This window comes from Bacteroides acidifaciens, assembly GCF_903181435.1.
Classification (GTDB): domain Bacteria; phylum Bacteroidota; class Bacteroidia; order Bacteroidales; family Bacteroidaceae; genus Bacteroides.
Genome location: NZ_CAEUHO010000005.1, coordinates 481,444 through 501,968 on the forward strand (window position 1 = coordinate 481,444; position 20,525 = coordinate 501,968).

Sequence of the window (20,525 nt, forward strand, 5' to 3'; positions counted from 1 at the left end):
CAAGCTTGTACGTGTCGCGATATATACGTTTAGCTGTTGCTGATTTTACTTTTTCATCATGTCATAACCTTATTCAGGTGGTTATAGCACGAGGGTTCCACCTCTTCTCATTCCGAACAGAGAAGTTAAGCCTCGTCACGCCGATGGTACTGCGTAACAGTGGGAGAGTAGGTAGCCGCCGTTTTTGAAGAAGAGTCCCCTTGATTCAGTAATGAGTCAAGGGGATTTCTGTATTTATACACTTTCCTGTCTGATGTTTAGGTTTTCGGACTGACCCCCAAAAACGTTATCCTGTTCTGAAACTTTAGAGAATCAATGTATTATAGTCTCTCTAAAAATTTTTATATTTGCAGACCGTTTGGAAACGATAGCGAATAATAAACAATACAATAACTTAAAAAACAACCAGAATCAGATGAAACAGGACATGATTGTTATCCTTGACTTGGGTAGTCATGAGAATACGGTATTGGCTCGCGCCATCCGTGCGTTAGGAGTGTATAGTGAGATTTATCCTCACGATATCACAGTGGAAGAACTGAAAGCATTGCCCAATGTAAAGGGTATTATAATCAATGGCGGACCGAACAATGTGATTGACGGTGTTGGCATTGATGTAAATCCGGGTATTTATACAATGGGTATCCCTGTCATGGCAGCCGGTCACGATAAAGCAACTTGTGCAGTGAAACTGGCAGAATTTACAGACGATATTGAAGCTATTAAGAATGCAGTAAAATCGTTTGTTTTCGATACTTGCAAAGCTGAAGCCAACTGGAACATGACAAACTTTGTGAATGACCAGATAGAACTGGTTAAGCGTCAGGTAGGCGATAAGAAAGTGTTGTTGGCTCTGTCCGGTGGAGTGGACAGTTCTGTGGTAGCTGCTTTGCTTTTGAAGGCAATCGGTGATAACTTGGTATGTGTACACGTAAATCATGGCTTGATGCGTAAAGGGGAGTCTGAAGATGTGGTTGAAGTGTTCAAAAATCAGTTGAAGGCAAATCTTATTTATGTAGATGTAACCGACCGTTTCCTGGATAAACTGGCAGGTGTGGAAGATCCTGAACAAAAACGTAAAATCATCGGTGGAGAATTTATCCGTGTGTTTGAAGAGGAAGCACGCAAGTTGGACGGTATCGACTTCTTGGCTCAAGGTACTATTTATCCGGATATCGTGGAAAGCGGAACGAAGACTGCTAAAATGGTGAAATCTCATCATAACGTAGGTGGTCTGCCCGAAGACCTTAAATTCGAACTTGTAGAACCTTTGCGCCAACTGTTCAAGGATGAAGTCCGTGCTTGTGGTCTGGAACTGGGCTTGCCTTATGAGATGGTTTATCGTCAACCTTTCCCAGGACCCGGTTTAGGTGTACGTTGCTTGGGTGCTATCACACGCGACCGTCTGGAAGCTGTACGTGAATCAGACGCTATCTTGCGTGAGGAATTTCAGATTGCCGGATTGGATAAAAAGGTATGGCAATACTTCACAGTAGTACCCGATTTCAAATCTGTAGGTGTACGTGATAATGCCCGCTCTTTCGATTGGCCGGTTATTATTCGTGCTGTCAATACGATAGATGCCATGACAGCCACTATCGAACCGGTTGAATGGCCTATCCTGATGAAAATCACAGACCGTATTCTGAAAGAAGTGAAGAATGTAAATCGTGTTTGCTATGATATGTCGCCGAAACCTAATGCGACTATAGAGTGGGAATAAAAAGCCTTTTTAAGTGATATTTCGATAGCCTCAATTTTTTGTAAGTTGGGGCTATTTTTTGTATATGTTGAACCTTGCCACATTGGATTTGACAGGTGTTTAATTTTCCAGGGTACAAATCGTCTCCCCGTGATAAAAATCTTTGCCCGGTTATTTTCACCCCTCTGTTAAAATAATCTTTTTCCGCTTGATTTTATCTGATTATTGCTACTTTTGTACATAATGCTCTAGAAGGCTATTGAGGCATTTCAAAGGGAGACCCATATTATTAAGGGTCTGGAGTGGAACTGCAAACTATAAAAAATGGAAAAACATGGGAACGGAAGGAATACAGGATAAATATGTAAATCCATATACTGATTTCGGATTCAAGTTGCTTTTTGGTACGGCAATGAATAAAGAATTGTTGATCAGCTTTTTGAATGCACTCTTATTCAAGGAGGAGGTAATCAAGGATGTCACTTATCTTAATGCTGAACATCTTGGGACGCAGGAATATGATCGTCGTGCTGTATTTGATGTATATTGTGAGAATGAGAAGGGCGAGAAGTTCCTGGTTGAGATGCAGCGTGGCGAGCAGCAGTTCTTCAGGGATCGTAGTGTCTTTTATTCCACTTTCCCTATTCGTGAGCAGGCCAAACGCGGGGAATGGGATTATGAGTTGAAGGCTGTTTATGTGGTGGGTATCCTGAATTTCTCCTTTGATAATTCTGATGAGGAGTATTTCCATCATGAGGTGAAACTTGTAGACCTTTATACACACAAGGTTTTCTATGACAAGCTTACCTTTGTTTACCTTGAAATGCCTAAATTGGGTCAGCGGATTTTCCCGGTTGGCAAGCTTTCTTTTAAGCGTATAGCCTAGCCAGTCTGAACATGAAGAATTTCACATCAGCCACCCCTCTTAACTGGCTTCGAAAAGCTTTGATTTTAGCATTGAACGACTCCGCTGAAGCATTTGTCAATCGTTCTTCAAAATAATTTATGATGGTCGTACTATGGTTTGAAAAGGTATCAAGTACCTTGTTGAACTCCATATAGTCAAACTTTTCCACTTCATTGTACCATCTTGCGAGATTTAGCCTTGCTTCATCGGGACCTGACTTCTTGTTGAAGATGTCTGTCAGTTTCATGCTAAGGCTGTATCCTTCCAGAAGCTTGGGGAATTTATCAAAGAGAATGGCAGCCCTGGTCTTTTGCTGTTCACTCCATTTGCTCCAGTGTTTCAGTATAATATGCTTGCTTCTGCTTACTATCTGTGGCAGGGTTTCTCCGTTCTCCATTCTTTCAGGTTCCCATTTCCCTATTCTCTCCCTTTCCGCCTTACTCTTTGTTTCTTTCTTCTTTTGGCGATGCTCCCTGATAGCCTGATTTTCCGTATCAAGTACTTTCCACCGATAGCGTATTCTTAACTGGTCAACAGCTTCAGACATGAGCTGCTGTACATGAAAACGGTCATTGATCAGCTTTGCGGCAGGAAACACCTTTCTGACCGTCAGCATCATGGCTGAAGATAAATCTGTAGTGACAGTCTTGACAGACAGCCGTTTCCGATGCGGAAGCCTGCGCAAGATTCCGCTTACCGCATCTGTGGCCACTCCACGAACCATTGCAACTAAAGCCCCTTTACGGCCTTTAGCTGCTTTATTGGTCAGAATCGTATAAACATCTCCATTGCTCAGGCAAGTTTCATCCAAAGAAAGGTTTTCTCCAATGTTTTCAGGATAAAGGAGGTAGTCATGCGCATGTTCGAGTTGGTCCCAGTTCCGGTAATCACTGATTTTCTCCTTGTATTGTTTACGAAGAGTCTGCCCTTTTACGCCATAACGTTCCACAAGCACACAGATGCTCACAGGAGTAGATTCAATCTCCTTCTTTTAAAAAAGAGACGAACTCAGAATTGAGCCGTGTACCGTCAAATTCGGATAAATCCCAGTCATAACTGAAGATTTCATAGGAAGACTTGTCAAGCCATTTACGTTTACGAACATGGAGATAAGTGGCGCGACCACGAATAGGATAGTCTTGGATTGTACGATACTTACCAAAACCATAGGATATGATATCCGGATTGGTCTTATCTTCTTTTAGCTGAACTTTTTTTTCATCAAGATAAATATCAAAACGGTCAGCACTCTTGTCGAAATTGACAATATCAAAGTTGTCTATAAGCACATCCGGAAGGATGGCACGAAGGAGTTGTTCGGGTTTCATAAAACAAAGGTAAGTAAAGATAGATAATTTTAAAACTTACCAACCAGAAATTTCCGCTGAGCCGTTTACACTATGGTTTACACCTGTGTAAATCATATATCAATTAGATTAAACGGGTCAGTCCGAAAACCCTGTGGGTATAATATTTTGAAAAAATTCCAATATTGCAATGTAAGAATACAGATTCTTTTAAGGCATTATAAATTAAGTATGTCAGACACTAGTGTCCCGTTAAAATCGGGACGAGTTATTAATTAATCAAATAATCCCGGAATAAGGGGATTAAATTGTTCTTTGACATCATTGAAATTAGTCTTATTAAACAGCTCTTGTAAAGGCGTTTTATCTGTTAATGAGATGCTAAGAATCTGCAAGACCTCATAAGTTGAACGATTCAGTTGCATATCATATTGTACAATAGCTACTAAACAATAGGTGATGATAGCAACACTAATCTGTATTCGAACCGCATTCTCGGTAGTACCCCAGAACCTTTTTATCTTAAGGTGTTGTTTCAGCCATTTGAAGAAAAGTTCCACGAACCATCTTTTCTTATAAAGATTGGCAACATCAAGTGCAGATATGTGTTTGGCATTCGTCAGGAATGTGAATTCACGATCATCCTCTTCATCATAGAAACGGATGACTCTGAATGATTCAGGATACTTCTTTCCAGAAGTGTACCCTATCAGTTTCACTTCCGCATCTGAAAGGATATTTTTCGGCATTCTACGCTTCCATTTACAGAACTTGCATTTCAGATTAGACTTCGCTCTGACTACAAAGAAAGAACCTGTAAGATGAATCCGATAAAGTTCTTTAAACGAGTCATACGCTCTGTCAAATATATAATAAGCATTTGGCTCATAATTAATTGCGGACATTTCTGTTGAATCATGCCTGGATGCTGTAGTTACTGTATAAAAGGCTGGAAGTTGTGCTTCTATGTCATAAAGGACATGAGCCTTAACTCCACCTTTTTTCTTACGGAACTTCGCCCAAGGGAATGTAGCCAAACATAAAGGAATTGTAGTGGAATCAAACGCATACTTCCTTCCTGGAATATCCAAGATGTGAGTCGATCGTTTTTCACATGCTTCCTTCATCATATAGAAAGCAAAATCTTCGAAGATTCTGTAATCCCGATTCTGATTGGCAGATGCAAGCGTAGTTTTGGCAATGGGCTCACGACCCAATCCCAAATGATAACGCTTTCCTTGATGTGCTTCCAAAGCTACAATCAAGTCACGAAGACTTTCACGATTACTGAGTTGACCGAACATCATTGCAAGTAACTGACTCCAGCAAGTGAAATGTTTCACATAACGATTGCCATCATACTTGTCTACAAGTCTTCTGAACTTATCATTGTTCAAGAATTCTACTAACTGAGCGAAAACATATTTATCTTGGTTCATTTGAGGTCACCTTAATTGACCTCAAAGGTATGATTTCAAATCGTCGCGCCTAAAAAGTAGTATCTAATAGACTATATTTCAATTATTTCAAAGAACTATTTATCCACTTTTACGGGACACTAATGTATGTCAGACAACCGCTTGATTGGGTACCAGTATTATAACTCATCGTTTACGATTAATCACCCACAGGGTTTTAGGACTGCCCCCAAATTTTATCTCTACAAAGAGACTATTTTACGAGCAAATTTTAATTGAAAAGATTAATAATACAATTGTACGACATTGCTATTCTATAAAAAACAGCAAATGAATTTCTTATCATGTAAAAATCAACCTTTACACATTATATATAATGTATCCCCTTTCTCAAATAATATATTCAAGATTTACACTATAACTTTTCTATTTCTTCTTTAGATAAGTCGGTTGCCTGTGAAATTATATCGATAGCTACTCCTAATTGTTTCAGATTCTGAGCATTATTCAAATTGGCTTCTCTCACTCCTTCCTCTCTTCCTTCTTCCCTACCTTTCTTTTCCGCCGTAGATATAACACTATACCAGTCACGGAAATTTTTCAAACTGTCCCAATACTGGCTCAGCGGAAATTTCTGGTTGGTAAGTTTTAAAATTATCTATCTTTACTTACCTTTGTTTTATGAAACCCGAACAACTCCTTCGTGCCATCCTTCCGGATGTGCTTATAGACAACTTTGATATTGTCAATTTCGACAAGAGTGCTGACCGTTTTGATATTTATCTTGATGAAAAAAAAGTTCAGCTAAAAGAAGATAAGACCAATCCGGATATCATATCCTATGGTTTTGGTAAGTATCGTACAATCCAAGACTATCCTATTCGTGGTCGCGCCACTTATCTCCATGTTCGTAAACGTAAATGGCTTGACAAGTCTTCCTATGAAATCTTCAGTTATGACTGGGATTTATCCGAATTTGACGGTACACGGCTCAATTCTGAGTTCGTCTCTTTTTTAAAAGAAGGAGATTGAATCTACTCCTGTGAGCATCTGTGTGCTTGTGGAACGTTATGGCGTAAAAGGGCAGACTCTTCGTAAACAATACAAGGAGAAAATCAGTGATTACCGGAACTGGGACCAACTCGAACATGCGCATGACTACCTCCTTTATCCTGAAAACATTGGAGAAAACCTTTCTTTGGATGAAACTTGCCTGAGCAATGGAGATGTTTATACGATTCTGACCAATAAAGCAGCTAAAGGCCGTAAAGGGGCTTTAGTTGCAATGGTTCGTGGAGTGGCCACAGATGCGGTAAGCGGAATCTTGCGCAGGCTTCCGCATCGGAAACGGCTGTCTGTCAAGACTGTCACTACAGATTTATCTTCAGCCATGATGCTGACGGTCAGAAAGGTGTTTCCTGCCGCAAAGCTGATCAATGACCGTTTTCATGTACAGCAGCTCATGTCTGAAGCTGTTGACCAGTTAAGAATACGCTATCGGTGGAAAGTACTTGATACGGAAAATCAGGCTATCAGGGAGCATCGCCAAAAGAAGAAAGAAACAAAGAGTAAGGCGGAAAGGGAGAGAATAGGGAAATGGGAACCTGAAAGAATGGAGAACGGAGAAACCCTGCCACAGATAGTAAGCAGAAGCAAGCATATTATACTGAAACACTGGAGCAAATGGAGTGAACAGCAAAAGACCAGGGCTGCCATTCTCTTTGATAAATTCCCCAAGCTTCTGGAAGGATACAGCCTTAGCATGAAACTGACAGACATCTTCAACAAGAAGTCAGGTCCCGATGAAGCAAGGCTAAATCTCGCAAGATGGTACAATGAAGTGGAAAAGTTTGACTATATGGAGTTCAACAAGGTACTTGATACCTTTTCAAACCATAGTACGACCATCATAAATTATTTTGAAGAACGATTGACAAATGCTTCAGCGGAGTCGTTCAATGCTAAAATCAAAGCTTTTCGAAGCCAGTTAAGAGGGGTGGCTGATGTGAAATTCTTCATGTTCAGACTGGCTAGGCTATACGCTTAAAAGAAAGCTTGCCAACCGGGAAAATCCGCTGACCCGTGTAAACCGCCACCAATTGATGTATAAAAGAAAAAGGCACCCAAGAGTGGAAGCCTCTCAAATGCCTTATTCTTATCAAGTAGCGGGACCCGGGATTGAACCGGGGACCTCATGATTATGAATCATGCGCTCTAACCAGCTGAGCTATCCCGCCATCGTTTCTCGATTGCGGGTGCAAAGATAGATGTTTTTTTATAATCTCCAAAACAATTCGGTATTTTTTTTGTTTTTTTCTTTAGGAAAGGTTTTCATTTTCTCTATAAATAGGGAGTTTGAGAGCCAATAGTGAAAGAATAATTAAATAAAGTGTCTGATTTATACCGTGTATTCAGAAAAAAGTATTTATCTTGGCACACGTAAAAACAAATTGAATTTGCTATGAAAAAGGAAAAGATTCATTTGGAATATTTGCTGAACGCAACTTCTAAAAATATTCTTTGGGGAGCCATTAGTACACCTACCGGGCTGGAGGACTGGTTTGCCGACAAAGTTGTATCTGACGATAAAATAGTAGAGTTCCATTGGGGGAAGACCGAACTGAGAAAGGCTGAGATTACAGCTATTCGCGCTTTTTCTTTCATCCGTTTCCGTTGGCTGGATGGTGAGAATGAACGCGATTACTTCGAAATCAAGATGACGTATAATGAGCTGACAAGTGACTATGTATTAGAAATTACCGATTTCGCAGAGCCGGACGAGGTAAGCGATATGAAAGAATTATGGGAGTCACAGGTAGCTAAATTAAGAAGAACTTGTGGTTTTTAGTTAACTTTCAACTAAAAATTTTCGATGCTCCTTTTTTTGTGCTAATTTTGCGTCTTAAATGCACGAACCTATTAAGATGCTACGCATAAAGAAATTAGATATATTCATTGTAAAGAGCTTTTTCATGCTTTTTATAGGTACATTCTTCATCTGTCTGTTCATCTTTATGATGCAGTTCCTGTGGAGATATGTAGACGAATTGGTCGGAAAGGGATTGGAGATGAGCGTGATGGCTCAGTTCTTCTTTTATTCCGCATTGACATTAGTGCCAGTATCGTTGCCCTTGGCGGTGCTACTGGCTTCTTTGATTACTTTCGGTAACTTCGGCGAACGGTATGAATTGCTCGCAATGAAGGCTGCAGGTATCTCTCTGCTCAAAATCATGCGTCCGCTTGTGTTCTTCGTCTGTGGGCTGGTTGGTGTTTCATTCTACTTCCAAAACGTAGTCGGTCCTATTGCCCAGGCTAAACTGGGAACCCTGATTCTTTCGATGAAACAAAAATCCCCGGAACTGGATATTCCCGAAGGCGTATTCTATTCCGAAATAAAGGATTATAATCTGAAAGTCGCAAAGAAAGACCGGAAAACCGGTATGCTCTACGATGTGTTGATTTATAATATGAAAGACGGATTCGAGAATGCGCATATCATCTATGCGGATTCCGGACGTCTGGAAATGACGGCGGATAAACAGCATCTTTGGCTACATCTGTATAGCGGTGATTTATTCGAAAACCTGAAAGCACAAAGCATGAAATCCCAGAATGTGCCTTATCGGCGTGAATCATTCAGGGAGAAACATACACTGATAGAGTTTGATTCCGATTTCAATATGGCGGATGAAAGTATCATGAGCAACCAGTCCAGTGCTAAGAACATGGCTATGTTACAGGCTTCCATCGACTCGATGAAAGTGCTGGGAGACAGCATCGGAAGGCAGTATTACCGGGAAGTGGCCGAAGGAAATTTCCGTCCTTACGGGTTGAGTAAAGAAGATACGGTCAAAATCGAGAGTGCAGATATTCAGGAGTATAATGTGGACAGCCTTTACGCTGCCGCATCCCTGACGCAGAAACAGAAGGTGATATCTTCCGCCACCAGCCGTGCCGAAAATGTGTCCAGTGACCTTAGCTTCAAGAAATACACGATGGAAAATAATGACTATGCCATCCGGAAGCATAAGACGGAGTGGCATAAGAAGATTACGATTTCCCTTTCTTGCCTGCTGTTCTTTTTTATCGGGGCACCGTTGGGCGGTATTATCCGGAAAGGCGGTTTGGGTATGCCGGTGATTGTGTCGGTATTGGTGTTCATCATTTATTATATCATTGATAACACGGGCTATAAAATGGCACGTGACGGCAAATGGATTGTATGGATGGGAATGTGGACAAGTAGTGCGGTTCTCGTCCCGTTGGGTATCTTCCTCACTTACAAATCAAACAAAGACTCTGTGGTGCTGAATGCCGATGCGTATATCAACTGGTTTAAGAAGATTGCTGGAATCCGTAGCGTGCGTCATTTATTCAAGAAAGAAGTTATTATTAATGACCCCGATTACGGACGCATACCCGGAGAGTTGGAACAACTCACGGCAGAATGCAAGGCTTATATTACCCGGAATCAGTTGACGAAAGCCCCGAATTATTTCAAGTTGTGGATGTCAGCCGGAAGGGATGACGAAGTAATGGCTATCAATGACAAACTGGAAACATTGGTGGAAGAAATGTCCAATACCAAGTCGGCTACTTTGATAGGGGCATTAAACAATTATCCGATGATTCCCGTTTCCGCTCATGTACGCCCGTTTCATATATATTGGCTGAATTTGTCTGCCGGGGTGATTTTCCCTATCGGGCTGTTTTTCTATTTCCGTATTTGGGCGTTCCGTATCCGCCTGGCCAAGGACATGGAGCGGATTATTAAGAATAACGAACAAGTTCAATTCATCATACAGAAAATTAATAAATAATTGTTATGGAAGAGATTAAAATGGATAGGATAGAAGACGCGATTGCCGACTTCAAAGAAGGCAAGTTTGTCATAGTAGTAGATGATGAAGACCGCGAGAATGAAGGTGACCTGATTATTGCCGCTGAAAAGATAACTCCTGAGAATGTAAACTTCATGTTGAAACACGCACGTGGAGTGCTTTGCGCGCCTATCACGGTGTCCCGTTGCAAGGAACTGGATTTGCCGCACCAGGTGAGTGATAATACTTCCGTGCTGGGAACCCCTTTTACAGTTACTGTTGACAAACTGGAAGGCTGCTCTACCGGAGTATCTGCTGCCGACCGTGCCGCTACCATCCAAGCATTGGCCGACCCTGCTTCTACGCCGGCTACTTTCGGCCGTCCCGGACATGTCAATCCGTTGTATGCACAGGAAAAAGGAGTACTCCGTCGTGCAGGACATACGGAAGCTACTGTTGACATGGCACGTTTGGCGGGACTTTATCCTGCCGGCGCTTTAATGGAAATCATGAGCGATGACGGTACTATGGCCCGTCTGCCCGAACTCCGCAAGATGGCGGACGAATATGACCTGAAACTGATTTCTATCCATGACTTGATTGCCTATCGCTTGAAGCAGGAATCAATCGTAGAAAAAGGTGTGGAAGTGAATATGCCTACCGAATATGGAACGTTTCGCTTGATTCCTTTCCGTCAGAAATCGAACGGATTGGAGCATATGGCTATATTCAAAGGTACGTGGAGCGAAGACGAACCGATTTTAGTGCGTGTGCATTCTTCCTGCGCTACCGGAGATATTCTCGGCTCACAGCGTTGTGACTGTGGAGAACAGTTGCATAAATCCATGGAAATGATTGAGAAAGAAGGAAAGGGCGTAGTTGTTTATCTGAACCAGGAAGGTCGAGGCATCGGTCTGATGGAAAAGATGAAAGCCTATAAACTTCAGGAAGACGGTATGGATACTGTTGACGCAAACATTTGCCTAGGACATCTTGCCGATGAACGCGATTATGGAGTAGGCGCACAGATTCTTCGCGAACTGGGAGTGCATAAAATGAGACTTTTGACAAATAATCCGGTGAAACGTGTCGGTCTAGAAGCCTATGGATTGGAAATAGTAGAAAATGTACCTGTTGAAACTGTTCCTAATCCGTACAACGAACGCTACCTGAGAACGAAGAAAGAAAGGATGGGACATACTTTACATTTTAATAAGTAATTTGCCGATTTGTTTTCATATATCAAATATTATAGCTTATTTTGCAACGATTTTCACTCAACAACAATAAAATAGATACAAAATGAATCAATTATCAGATCGTTTGAACAGCTTGTCGCCGTCGGCGACGCTTGCCATGTCTCAGAAGAGCAACGAGCTTAAGGCACAAGGCGTTGATGTTATTAACTTAAGTGTAGGAGAACCGGATTTCAATACTCCTGACCACATCAAAGAAGCTGCGAAAAAAGCCATAGATGATAACTTCTCCCGTTACTCTCCGGTTCCGGGCTATCCGGCTTTGCGCAATGCCATTGTTGAGAAACTGAAAAAAGAAAACGGTCTGGAATATACAGCCGCCCAGATTTCTTGTGCAAACGGTGCTAAACAATCTGTTTGTAATACAATCCTTGTATTGGTAAATCCGGGTGATGAAGTAATCGTGCCGGCTCCTTACTGGGTAAGCTACCCGGAAATGGTGAAAATGGCAGAAGGTACTCCTGTAATTGTTTCGGCAGGTATCGAACAGGATTTCAAGATTACTCCCGAACAACTGGAAGCTGCCATTACTCCGAAGACTAAAGCGTTGATTCTTTGCTCTCCGTCCAACCCGACAGGTTCTGTATATACGAAGGAAGAACTGGCAGGCTTGTCTGCCGTACTGGCTAAGTATCCGCAGGTAATCGTTATCGCTGACGAAATCTACGAACATATCAATTATATCGGTGCACACCAGAGTATCGCCCAGTTCCCGGAGATGAAGGAACGTACGGTGATTGTGAATGGTGTATCAAAGGCTTATGCTATGACAGGATGGAGAATCGGTTTCATTGCCGGACCGGAATGGATTGTAAAGGCTTGCAACAAATTGCAGGGGCAGTACACTTCCGGACCTTGTTCTGTATCTCAGAAGGCTGCTGAGGCTGCATATATAGGTACTCAGGAACCGGTGAAAGAAATGCAGAAAGCATTCGAACGCCGCCGTGACTTGATTGTGAAATTGGCTAAGGAAGTTCCGGGATTCGAAGTGAACGTTCCGCAAGGTGCTTTCTACCTGTTCCCGAAATGTGATGCTTTCTTTGGAAAGAGCAACGGTGACCGTAAGATTGCGGATTCGGACGATTTGGCAATGTATCTGCTCGAAGAAGCTCATGTAGCTTGTGTGGGTGGTGCTTCATTTGGTGCTCCTGAATGTATCCGTATGAGTTATGCTACAAGCGATGAAAATATTGTAGAAGCTATCCGTCGTATCAAGGAGGCATTGGCTAAATTGAAATAAGAGGTTTTTAAATAGAATAAAATAAGACAGTGGGCGGTTTCCGAGGAAGCCGCCCACTATTTTTTTGTCCGAGAGGAGAAAATAAAAAAGGCTGCTTTATACAGAAAGCAGCCTATACTTTTTGTAGATTGTATTATTCAGCCGGGTGAATAGCTTCAGACGGACAAACGTCTGCGCAAGTTCCACACTCAGTACATACATCCGGGTTGATAGAATAGATATCACCTTCAGAGATAGCTTCTACCGGACACTCGTCGATACAAGTTCCGCAAGCAATACAATCGTCACTAATTACGTAAGCCATTTTTCTAAGATTTAAATTATTAGTACTAATTTCTCCCGCAAAAATAGGGCTTTTATTGATTAGTTGTTATGCTTCTATGATTAAATTCACTTAATTTGTACGTCTTCTAAATAAGCAACGTCCCTGTTATGTGCTATATTTTTCGTATTTTTGTGCTCAAATTACTAATATATAGCGATTATGCCTTTAAATTTACCCGATAAACTACCTGCAATAGAACTATTGAAGGAAGAGAATATTTTCGTTATCGATACTTCCCGCGCTACGCAGCAGGACATTCGTCCGCTACGGATTGTGATTCTGAACCTGATGCCGTTGAAGATTACAACGGAAACAGACTTGGTGCGTTTGCTCTCGAACACTCCGCTTCAGGTGGAGATTTCCTTTATGAAGATTAAGAGCCACACGTCCAAGAATACACCGATAGAGCATATGAAGACGTTCTATACGGATTTCGACCAGATGCGTCATGAGAAGTACGACGGTATGATTATCACCGGAGCTCCTGTAGAACAGATGGACTTCGAGGAAGTGACTTATTGGGATGAGATTACGGAAATCTTTGACTGGGCACGTACGCATGTGACTTCTACCTTATATATATGCTGGGCGGCGCAAGCCGGATTGTATCATCATTACGGGATTCCCAAGTATCCGCTGGAAAAGAAGATGTTCGGCATTTTCGAGCATCGTGTATTGGAGCCTTACCACTCTATTTTCCGTGGTTTTGATGATTGTTTCTATGTGCCCCACAGCCGTCATACGGAAGTACGCCGGGAAGATATACTGAAAGTGCCGGAACTGACACTGCTCTCCGAATCGAAAGATGCGGGTGTATATATGGTGGTGGCACGTGGCGGACGTGAGTTCTTCGTAACCGGACATTCGGAATATTCTCCGTTGACGTTGGACACTGAATATCGTCGTGACTTGGATAAAGGTTTGCCGATAGACGTGCCTCGTAATTATTACGTGGACGATGACCCTGATAAAGGCCCGTTGGTACGTTGGCGTGCTCATGCCAATCTGTTGTTCTCCAACTGGTTGAACTACTTTGTTTATCAGGAAACTCCTTACAACATTAATGACATTAAATGATAAAGCAGCGTAAAATAGAACTTCTCGCTCCGGCGAAAAATCTGGAATGTGGCATCGAGGCTATCAATCATGGTGCGGATGCCGTATATATCGGTGCTCCGAAGTTCGGCGCACGTGCGGCGGCTGTAAATTCATTGGAAGATATAGGGGCATTGGTGCGACATGCCCATTTGTATAATGCACGTATCTATGTCACCGTCAATACGATTCTGAAAGAAGAGGAACTGAAAGAGACGGAAGAGATGATTCACGCCCTGTACCGGATTGGTGTGGATGCATTGATTGTGCAGGATATGGGGATTACGAAACTGAACCTTCCGCCGATACCGCTTCATGCCAGTACGCAGATGGATAACCGGACTCCTGAGAAGGTGAAATTCCTTTGGGAGACAGGTTTCCGCCAGGTCGTGTTGGCACGGGAATTGTCGTTGCGTGAGATAAGGAAGATACATGATACCTGTCCCGAAGTACCTTTGGAAGTGTTTGTACATGGGGCGCTTTGTGTTAGCTATAGCGGACAGTGCTATGTCAGTCAGGCTTGTTTCGGACGTAGCGCGAACCGGGGGGAATGTGCGCAATTCTGTCGTTTGCCTTTTAGCCTGGTGGATTCGGACGGTAGAATAATTGTGAAGGATAAACATCTGCTTTCTCTGAAAGACATGAATCAGAGCGATGAGTTGGAACAGTTACTGGACGCGGGAGCTTCTTCATTCAAGATAGAGGGACGGTTGAAAGATGTGTCTTATGTAAAGAACGTGACGGCTGCTTATCGTCAGAAGTTGGACGCTATCTTTGCCCGTCGTCAGGAATATGTGCGGGCATCTTCGGGAACTTGCCGCTATGAGTTTAAACCGCAGTTGGACAAGAGTTTCAGTCGTGGGTTTACGCATTATTTCCTGCATGGCCGTGAGAAGGAAATCTTCTCCTTCGATACTCCCAAGTCGTTGGGTGAGGAAATGGGAACGGTGAAAGAGATTCGCGGCAATTATCTGACAGTGGCCGGACTGAAATCCTTTAATAACGGTGACGGTGTCTGCTATATCGACGAACAGGGACGTTTGCAGGGATTCCGTATCAACCGGGTGGATAGTAATAAATTATATCCGCAGGAGATGCCTCGTATCAAACCCCGTACTACACTCTATCGCAATTTCGACCAGGAATTTGAGCGTGTACTGTCACGTAAATCGGCTGAAAGGAAGGTGGCTGTAAATATGTTGCTTGCTGATAATGAGTTCGGCTTTTCGTTGACATTGACCGATGAGGATGATAACAGCATCACGCTGAGTCTTCCTCGCGAAAAGGAATTGGCACGTACGCCGCAGACAGAGAACCTGAAAATACAGCTTGCCAAATTAGGGAATACACCTTTCGAAGCGAAAGAGATAGAAATCTCGTTTGCGGAAAACTGGTTTCTGCCTGCATCGGTATTGGCTGATTTCCGCCGGCAGGCAACAGATAAGCTGATAGCTGCCCGCCGGATAAACTACCGCCAGGAGTTGGCAGTGTGGAAACAGACCCAGCATGCTTTTCCTCAAATGTCATTGACTTATCTGGGAAATGTGATGAACAGTCGTGCGGCTTCTTTCTATGAAGAACATGGAGTGCAGCGTGTTGCCATGGCTTATGAGAAAGAAGCGGTGGAAGATGCGGTACTGATGTTCTGCAAACATTGTTTGCGTTATAGCATGGGATGGTGTCCTATCCACCAGCGGGTGAGTTCACCTTATAAAGAACCCTATTATCTGGTATCGAACGATGGCAAACGCTTCAGCCTTGAGTTCGATTGCAAGAATTGTCAAATGAAAGTAAAAGCGGCGCAATGAGAATAATTCATCGCAGAGGATGCGGAGGACACAGAGTTTCAGGGCTTTTTCCCGAAACCGTTTTTTTGAATGGTTGGTGGGAGAAGCTGTTTTCCTTTGTGTCCTTCGTACCCTCTGTGGTGATTCTGTTGTTTTTCTTCTCGTCTTGTTATTATGCCCGTCCCGACCTTTCTTCCGAAGAGATGTCGGAGAAAACAAAAGACTCTCTAAATTACCTTTATGAACGCCACTATACCTGGAACACGAATCTGGAATTAACGGAGGATTCCATTTCGTTGGAGTGCCTGCCTATCAAGGATACGTATATCAAGCTTTATCAGGGTGACCGCGTGGTGGTAGCCGAATTTGCCGTGCATCCTGCCGATAGTGTAGATAGTATTTGGGTGAAGCTGGCACATACACAGGACGAACAAGGATGGATACGTGAGGTGGAGTTGAAACAATCTTTTGTACCTACGGATAGTATCTCGCAGGCTATTCATCTGTTCAGTGATACCCATGCTTCCTATTTTGTGGTTATCTTTGCGCTGTTTGTCGGTGTCTATCTGCTTCGCGCTTTCCGTCGGAAACAGTTGCAGATGGTGTATTTTAATGATATTGACAGCGTTTATCCGTTATTTCTCTGTCTGTTGATGGCTTTCAGTGCAACGGTATATGAGTCCATGCAGGTCTTTACACCGGAAACATGGGAGCATTTTTACTTCAATCCTACCTTGTCGCCTTTTAAAGTTCCTTTTATTCTTTCAGTCTTTTTGCTGAGTATATGGCTGTTCTTAATTGTCGCATTGGCAGTGCTTGATGATTTGTTCCGCCAGTTGACTCCGGCGGCGGCAATCTTTTATTTGTTGGGGCTGATGTCCTGTTGTATCTTTTGTTATTTCTTCTTTATTTTGATGGTTCATATCTATGTAGGTTATTTATTCCTTGCTCTTTTCATTCTTGTTTTTGCGAAGAAAGTGCATCGGAATAGTGGCTATAAATATCGTTGCGGACATTGTGGGGAGAAATTGAAAGAGAAGGGTGTGTGCCCGCATTGCGGGGCAATCAATGAATAATTCTATTATCTATTTCATTTCCGAATAACTTTTTATATGATGAATATCAGTGCTACCGAATTGAGAGAGCTTCCTTTAGTAATGGAGATTTATGACTATGCCCGCGCTTTTATGCGTTCGACAGGGAATACAACTCAATGGATTGACGGCTATCCGTCCGAAGCATTTATCCGTCAGGAAATAGAAGACGGTCATAGCTTCGTATGCGCGGATGAGGAAGGCGAAATATTGGGAACTTTTTGTTTTATACTGGAGGATGACCCTACTTATCAGCATATTTATGAAGGAGCGTGGCTCAATGATGAACCTTACGGAGTAGTTCATCGGTTGGCGACGAACGGTTCAAGAAAAGGGGTGGCGGAAACCTGCCTGAACTGGTGCTTTGAACGTATGGCGAATATCCGGGTGGATACGCATCGAGATAATAAAGTCATGCAGCATATTCTGGAGAAACATGGCTTTCAGCGTTGTGGCATCATTTATGTAAAGAACGGGACAGAGCGCATCGCTTACCAGAAGATACGAACTGCTATGGTTGTACGGGAATGAATGAAAGTTTGTTTTCTCCTACTGATTTGTATAAGTTCCATCAACTTTTGATTCGTAAGTTTCACCGATTCCATCTTATAATTGAAATCATTGTAAATAAGAATGTTACAGGTGAAAGCGTGGAGTAAAATAAGGTGAAGCCTCTTGTTATTGCTTTCATCTATTGAAGTTATTTATATCGGTTGCTGGGCATATAGCTCCAATGTGTTCGGTATATAGATCCACCGTATTGCCCATATATGCCCACCGTGCTAAATCTATATATCCTGTAACTCAACTATTAACACCTTGCTACCAGATAGTTAATACTTGACGACCAGACTGTTAATATCTGATAGTTCATCTATTAATACCTGACAGTGAATTTGCTATAAGCATATCCGGATTAGCTATAATGATATTTGTTTTATCTCAAGGGATATTTTGAAAAACAAAGGTGAAACCGATATTGAACGATTTCACCTTTGTTTATTCCTAGCTTTCACCCGCTACGCTTTATTCATCAGTATTTCAAGAATCAGGTGAAATTGATGAACCGCAGTCACATCTATGATGTCAATGGAGTGCTCAGGGATTTTAGAACCGGCATCGAAGGTCTATCCCGAATTGTGCCGGACGTCCTTTCTGCATGAATCCTTTGTTCATTGTTTCAAAATAAAACGCTGCATAGTTTTTATTCAGGAAATTGCGTGCCCAGAAACTAATCATGGCATCTCCAATTTCGAGATTTGTTCTCCAGTTCAATGTGCCGTAAAAAGATTGGCTGACGTCATTCTGTTCTGTCCAGTAGATGCGTCCGGCAGCGTTATAATTTGCCTGGAATACTACACGGTCGAAGATGGAGTGCGGACTGCAAGTGATGGCATATTCTCCACCGATATTCAGGGTATGTTTGGGGACGAAAGGAACGTATTTGCCATTATAGTTTTTTTCAATATTACCGTCTTTTTTTTCTTCTCTGATTATATAGTCTGTAAAAGTGGCATATGTGTATCCATAACTTGCATTCAAGCTAAGTTCTTGTGTAATACTGGCACGAAGAGAAGCTTCTGCACCATAGCTACGGCTCTTTCCGGCATTGATGGTGATACGTCCCAAACCACTTTCTGCAAATTGGGAGAGTTGCTGGTCACGGGTATCCATATAGAATACCGCGAAGTCTGCCCATAGCTTACCTTCCCACAGTGTAAGGTGACTTCCTACTTCATAATTCCATGAGTATTCGGGTTTGTAGGTGGTGGAAGTCTTGACGTTAGGTTCTTCCGGTATTCGGGGTTTTAACATTCTCTCAAATATGGGGCCATATGTTGGATCCTGCCCGAGTTTAGGACTTTCCATGATGGCGTTCATCATAGAACGGCTCATTTCCGTTTGGGATAAATCTGAGAACATTTGTATATTGTATCCACCTGAACGGTATCCGCGGGAGACAGTAGCGTAGACATTGTTGCGCTTATTCCATTCATACTGGATAGCAAATTTAGGCAGAAGCTGCAAATAGTCAGTTGATAGTTTCCCTATGAAGGAAGTTGGAGCTTGCATATTATCACTAAGGGACATCATAGGTCCCCTTTTTAGGTTAAAGTCAAAGTCAACAGGAGTGCTGACCGAGTTGTACTTCATACTCATCTTTTCGTAGTCAAGTCGGAGTCCTGCGGTGAAGGAGAGACCTTCAACAAACAGGTCATTGAAGGTAGATTGGTGGTAGATGGCAGCACTTAGGGTAGGAGTGTCAAATGTTCCACCGACATTCAATGTCGGGTTATGTATGGTCATATTCATGCTTGGGGTTCCGGCAGGTAATCCTGCAAAAGCTATATTCGCATTGTCTTCGATCATTGTTTTCACTCCTTCTTCTTTGAACAAAACAGGACCTGTGGTATGCAGCCACTGATAAAATCCGAAAGCTCCTGTAGCCCATTGCCATCTTTTTCCCGGCTTGGCTTTCAATACAATTTCTTCAGAAATAGTGTTGACCTTTTGCTTTTGTTCGATATTGAAGATGTCTCTTTCTGTGAAATCTTGATCGAGGAACATACGGTCTTTCAAGTTTTGATAACCTGTTACTGCACTCAATATAAAGTTTTGAGCTTGATATTCGATATTAACACCCGTGTTGAGTAACCCACGGCGGTAACTGCTACGGTCGTTATATGAAATCTTGCCGATGTAATCAGCCCGGTCTTCTGTAAGCTCTTTGCCTTTTTCTTTAGCTTTGTCTATGGCATTTTGGGTAATCCCAGTATAATAATAGGGATAGCCGCCCTGGTCGCTATACTCATAGCTAAGCGTCATATCTATTTTCAGGTTCGATGTCGGCAGATAGATACCACGGAAACGTCCGCCGCCGGCATTGCTTTTGTCGACCTTTTCGTTGTTTCGCGCTGAATTTTCAAAAAAGCCGCCCGTATGTTCGTAAAAGCCACCGGTAGAGAAAGCAAAGCGGTTGGATATGCGGTGGTAATGCGTGAGTGAAACATTATAGTTGTTATAAGTTGCTGCGCCCATTCGTATATCAGTTCCCTGATAAGTGAAAGGAGATTTGGTGTGCACCTTGATAAGCCCACCCATCGTGTTGCGACCGTATAATGTTCCTTGCGGACCGCGAAGCACGTCGATACGTTCGATGTCGCAATAGTTGAAGTCGAATGCCGACTTGTCTATGTAGGGGATATTATCTACATAAAGCCCTACGGACGGGGTGTTGATACGTGAACCGATTCCACGGATATAGATGGAAGTTGTCAGTTTGGAACCATAATCCGGGATAAATAAGTTGGGGATAATGCCCGTCAGGTTTTTTACGGAGTTGACTTGGTTGGCACGCATGTTCTCTTGCGATAAAACGGTGGCGGCTACAGGCAAGTCGCGCAGTTTACGGTTCTCTTTCGGAGTGGCGATTACTACCACTTCTTCTATGTCCACTACTTTCAGTGAGTCTTTCGGAAAATCTTCGGCCCATACGGTCCCTGTCGTAAGGAGAGCGAGGGCAAGCATCATATTCTTTGTCTTCATTCGCAGTTAATTTGTCTGGTGCAAAGTA

General features: G+C 42.6%; 17 protein-coding genes, 1 tRNA gene, 1 rRNA gene and 1 pseudogene. 13 read left to right on the top strand and 7 right to left on the bottom strand.

Going from position 1 to position 20,525, the window contains the following annotated elements; translation table 11 throughout:
* The first annotated feature begins 73 nt into the window (after positions 1–73).
* The 3 genes and pseudogenes from rrf to CLIN57ABFB40_RS19255 form a co-directional block, all read left to right on the top strand.
* Positions 74–184 (top strand): 5S ribosomal RNA (gene rrf, locus CLIN57ABFB40_RS19245).
* 231 nt (positions 185–415) lie between these two features.
* Entirely contained in the window at positions 416–1,723 is a 1,308-nt protein-coding gene (gene guaA, locus CLIN57ABFB40_RS19250; RefSeq protein ID WP_175631524.1) for a glutamine-hydrolyzing GMP synthase, read from the top strand.
* Between the two features lie 313 nt (positions 1,724–2,036).
* A pseudogene (locus CLIN57ABFB40_RS19255) lies at positions 2,037–2,543 on the top strand (PD-(D/E)XK nuclease family transposase); the annotation flags it as partial.
* Between the two features lie 28 nt (positions 2,544–2,571).
* On the opposite strand, the gene CLIN57ABFB40_RS19260 reads toward CLIN57ABFB40_RS19255, so the two are convergent.
* The 4 genes from CLIN57ABFB40_RS19260 to CLIN57ABFB40_RS19275 all read right to left on the bottom strand — a co-directional run bounded on the left by CLIN57ABFB40_RS19260 (position 2,572) and on the right by CLIN57ABFB40_RS19275 (position 5,938).
* Positions 2,572–3,576, bottom strand: coding sequence for a transposase (locus CLIN57ABFB40_RS19260; protein ID WP_175628819.1), 1,005 nt, complete (start codon positions 3,574–3,576; stop codon positions 2,572–2,574).
* A 10-nt stretch (positions 3,577–3,586) separates the two neighbouring features.
* The gene (locus CLIN57ABFB40_RS19265; protein ID WP_175628820.1) at positions 3,587–3,937 is read right to left on the bottom strand and encodes a transposase family protein; all 351 of its coding nucleotides are present in this window, start codon (positions 3,935–3,937) and stop codon (positions 3,587–3,589) included.
* A 254-nt stretch (positions 3,938–4,191) separates the two neighbouring features.
* Positions 4,192–5,355 carry an IS4 family transposase gene (locus tag CLIN57ABFB40_RS19270; RefSeq protein ID WP_175628393.1) on the bottom strand — a complete coding sequence of 388 codons (1,164 nt, stop codon included), beginning with the start codon at positions 5,353–5,355 and terminating at the stop codon, positions 4,192–4,194.
* Positions 5,356–5,749: 394 nt separating this feature from the next.
* Positions 5,750–5,938, bottom strand: coding sequence for a hypothetical protein (locus tag CLIN57ABFB40_RS19275; RefSeq protein ID WP_254871845.1), 189 nt, complete (start codon positions 5,936–5,938; stop codon positions 5,750–5,752).
* A gap of 77 nt (positions 5,939–6,015) precedes the next feature.
* Here CLIN57ABFB40_RS19275 and CLIN57ABFB40_RS19280 point away from each other — a divergent pair, with 77 nt between their 5' ends.
* Positions 6,016–6,366 (top strand): transposase family protein, encoded by a 351-nt coding sequence (locus CLIN57ABFB40_RS19280; RefSeq protein WP_175628820.1) that lies wholly within the window; start codon positions 6,016–6,018, stop codon positions 6,364–6,366.
* A 10-nt stretch (positions 6,367–6,376) separates the two neighbouring features.
* Positions 6,377–7,381 (top strand): transposase, encoded by a 1,005-nt coding sequence (locus tag CLIN57ABFB40_RS19285; RefSeq protein WP_175628819.1) that lies wholly within the window; start codon positions 6,377–6,379, stop codon positions 7,379–7,381.
* Between the two features lie 116 nt (positions 7,382–7,497).
* Here CLIN57ABFB40_RS19285 and CLIN57ABFB40_RS19290 read toward each other — a convergent pair.
* Positions 7,498–7,571: transfer RNA gene (locus CLIN57ABFB40_RS19290), tRNA-Met, on the bottom strand.
* A 224-nt stretch (positions 7,572–7,795) separates the two neighbouring features.
* Here CLIN57ABFB40_RS19290 and CLIN57ABFB40_RS19295 point away from each other — a divergent pair.
* The 4 genes from CLIN57ABFB40_RS19295 to CLIN57ABFB40_RS19310 all read left to right on the top strand — a co-directional run bounded on the left by CLIN57ABFB40_RS19295 (position 7,796) and on the right by CLIN57ABFB40_RS19310 (position 12,650).
* The gene (locus CLIN57ABFB40_RS19295; protein ID WP_175631525.1) at positions 7,796–8,182 is read left to right on the top strand and encodes an START-like domain-containing protein; all 387 of its coding nucleotides are present in this window, start codon (positions 7,796–7,798) and stop codon (positions 8,180–8,182) included.
* Positions 8,183–8,258: 76 nt separating this feature from the next.
* Positions 8,259–10,154 (top strand): LptF/LptG family permease, encoded by a 1,896-nt coding sequence (locus tag CLIN57ABFB40_RS19300; protein WP_175631574.1) that lies wholly within the window; start codon positions 8,259–8,261, stop codon positions 10,152–10,154.
* Between the two features lie 5 nt (positions 10,155–10,159).
* Entirely contained in the window at positions 10,160–11,374 is a 1,215-nt protein-coding gene (locus tag CLIN57ABFB40_RS19305; RefSeq protein WP_175631526.1) for a bifunctional 3,4-dihydroxy-2-butanone-4-phosphate synthase/GTP cyclohydrolase II, read from the top strand.
* An 82-nt stretch (positions 11,375–11,456) separates the two neighbouring features.
* The gene (locus CLIN57ABFB40_RS19310) at positions 11,457–12,650 is read left to right on the top strand and encodes a pyridoxal phosphate-dependent aminotransferase (protein ID WP_175631527.1); all 1,194 of its coding nucleotides are present in this window, start codon (positions 11,457–11,459) and stop codon (positions 12,648–12,650) included.
* Positions 12,651–12,783: 133 nt separating this feature from the next.
* Here CLIN57ABFB40_RS19310 and CLIN57ABFB40_RS19315 read toward each other — a convergent pair whose 3' ends face one another.
* Complete coding sequence (locus CLIN57ABFB40_RS19315; protein ID WP_024987835.1) at positions 12,784–12,954, bottom strand: DUF362 domain-containing protein; 171 nt, start codon at positions 12,952–12,954, stop codon at positions 12,784–12,786.
* Between the two features lie 180 nt (positions 12,955–13,134).
* On the opposite strand from CLIN57ABFB40_RS19315, the gene metA reads away from it, so the two are divergent.
* From metA to CLIN57ABFB40_RS19335, 4 genes are read left to right on the top strand one after another with little or no spacing between them, the layout of a single operon-like run.
* Entirely contained in the window at positions 13,135–14,052 is a 918-nt protein-coding gene (metA, locus tag CLIN57ABFB40_RS19320; RefSeq protein WP_175631528.1) for a homoserine O-succinyltransferase, read from the top strand.
* Positions 14,049–15,878, top strand: coding sequence for a peptidase U32 family protein (locus CLIN57ABFB40_RS19325; protein ID WP_175631529.1), 1,830 nt, complete (start codon positions 14,049–14,051; stop codon positions 15,876–15,878). Before metA ends, CLIN57ABFB40_RS19325 begins: the two co-directional genes overlap by 4 nt.
* Positions 15,875–16,933 carry a zinc ribbon domain-containing protein gene (locus CLIN57ABFB40_RS19330; protein ID WP_254871846.1) on the top strand — a complete coding sequence of 353 codons (1,059 nt, stop codon included), beginning with the start codon at positions 15,875–15,877 and terminating at the stop codon, positions 16,931–16,933. The genes CLIN57ABFB40_RS19325 and CLIN57ABFB40_RS19330 overlap by 4 nt, the downstream gene beginning before the upstream one ends.
* 36 nt (positions 16,934–16,969) lie before the next feature.
* Positions 16,970–17,482: a GNAT family N-acetyltransferase gene (locus tag CLIN57ABFB40_RS19335; protein ID WP_175631530.1), complete on the top strand. Its 513-nt coding sequence runs from the start codon at positions 16,970–16,972 to the stop codon at positions 17,480–17,482.
* A 576-nt stretch (positions 17,483–18,058) separates the two neighbouring features.
* On the opposite strand, the gene CLIN57ABFB40_RS19340 is transcribed toward CLIN57ABFB40_RS19335, so the two are convergent.
* Positions 18,059–20,497 (bottom strand): TonB-dependent receptor, encoded by a 2,439-nt coding sequence (locus CLIN57ABFB40_RS19340; RefSeq protein WP_175631531.1) that lies wholly within the window; start codon positions 20,495–20,497, stop codon positions 18,059–18,061.
* Positions 20,498–20,525: the final 28 nt, after the last annotated feature.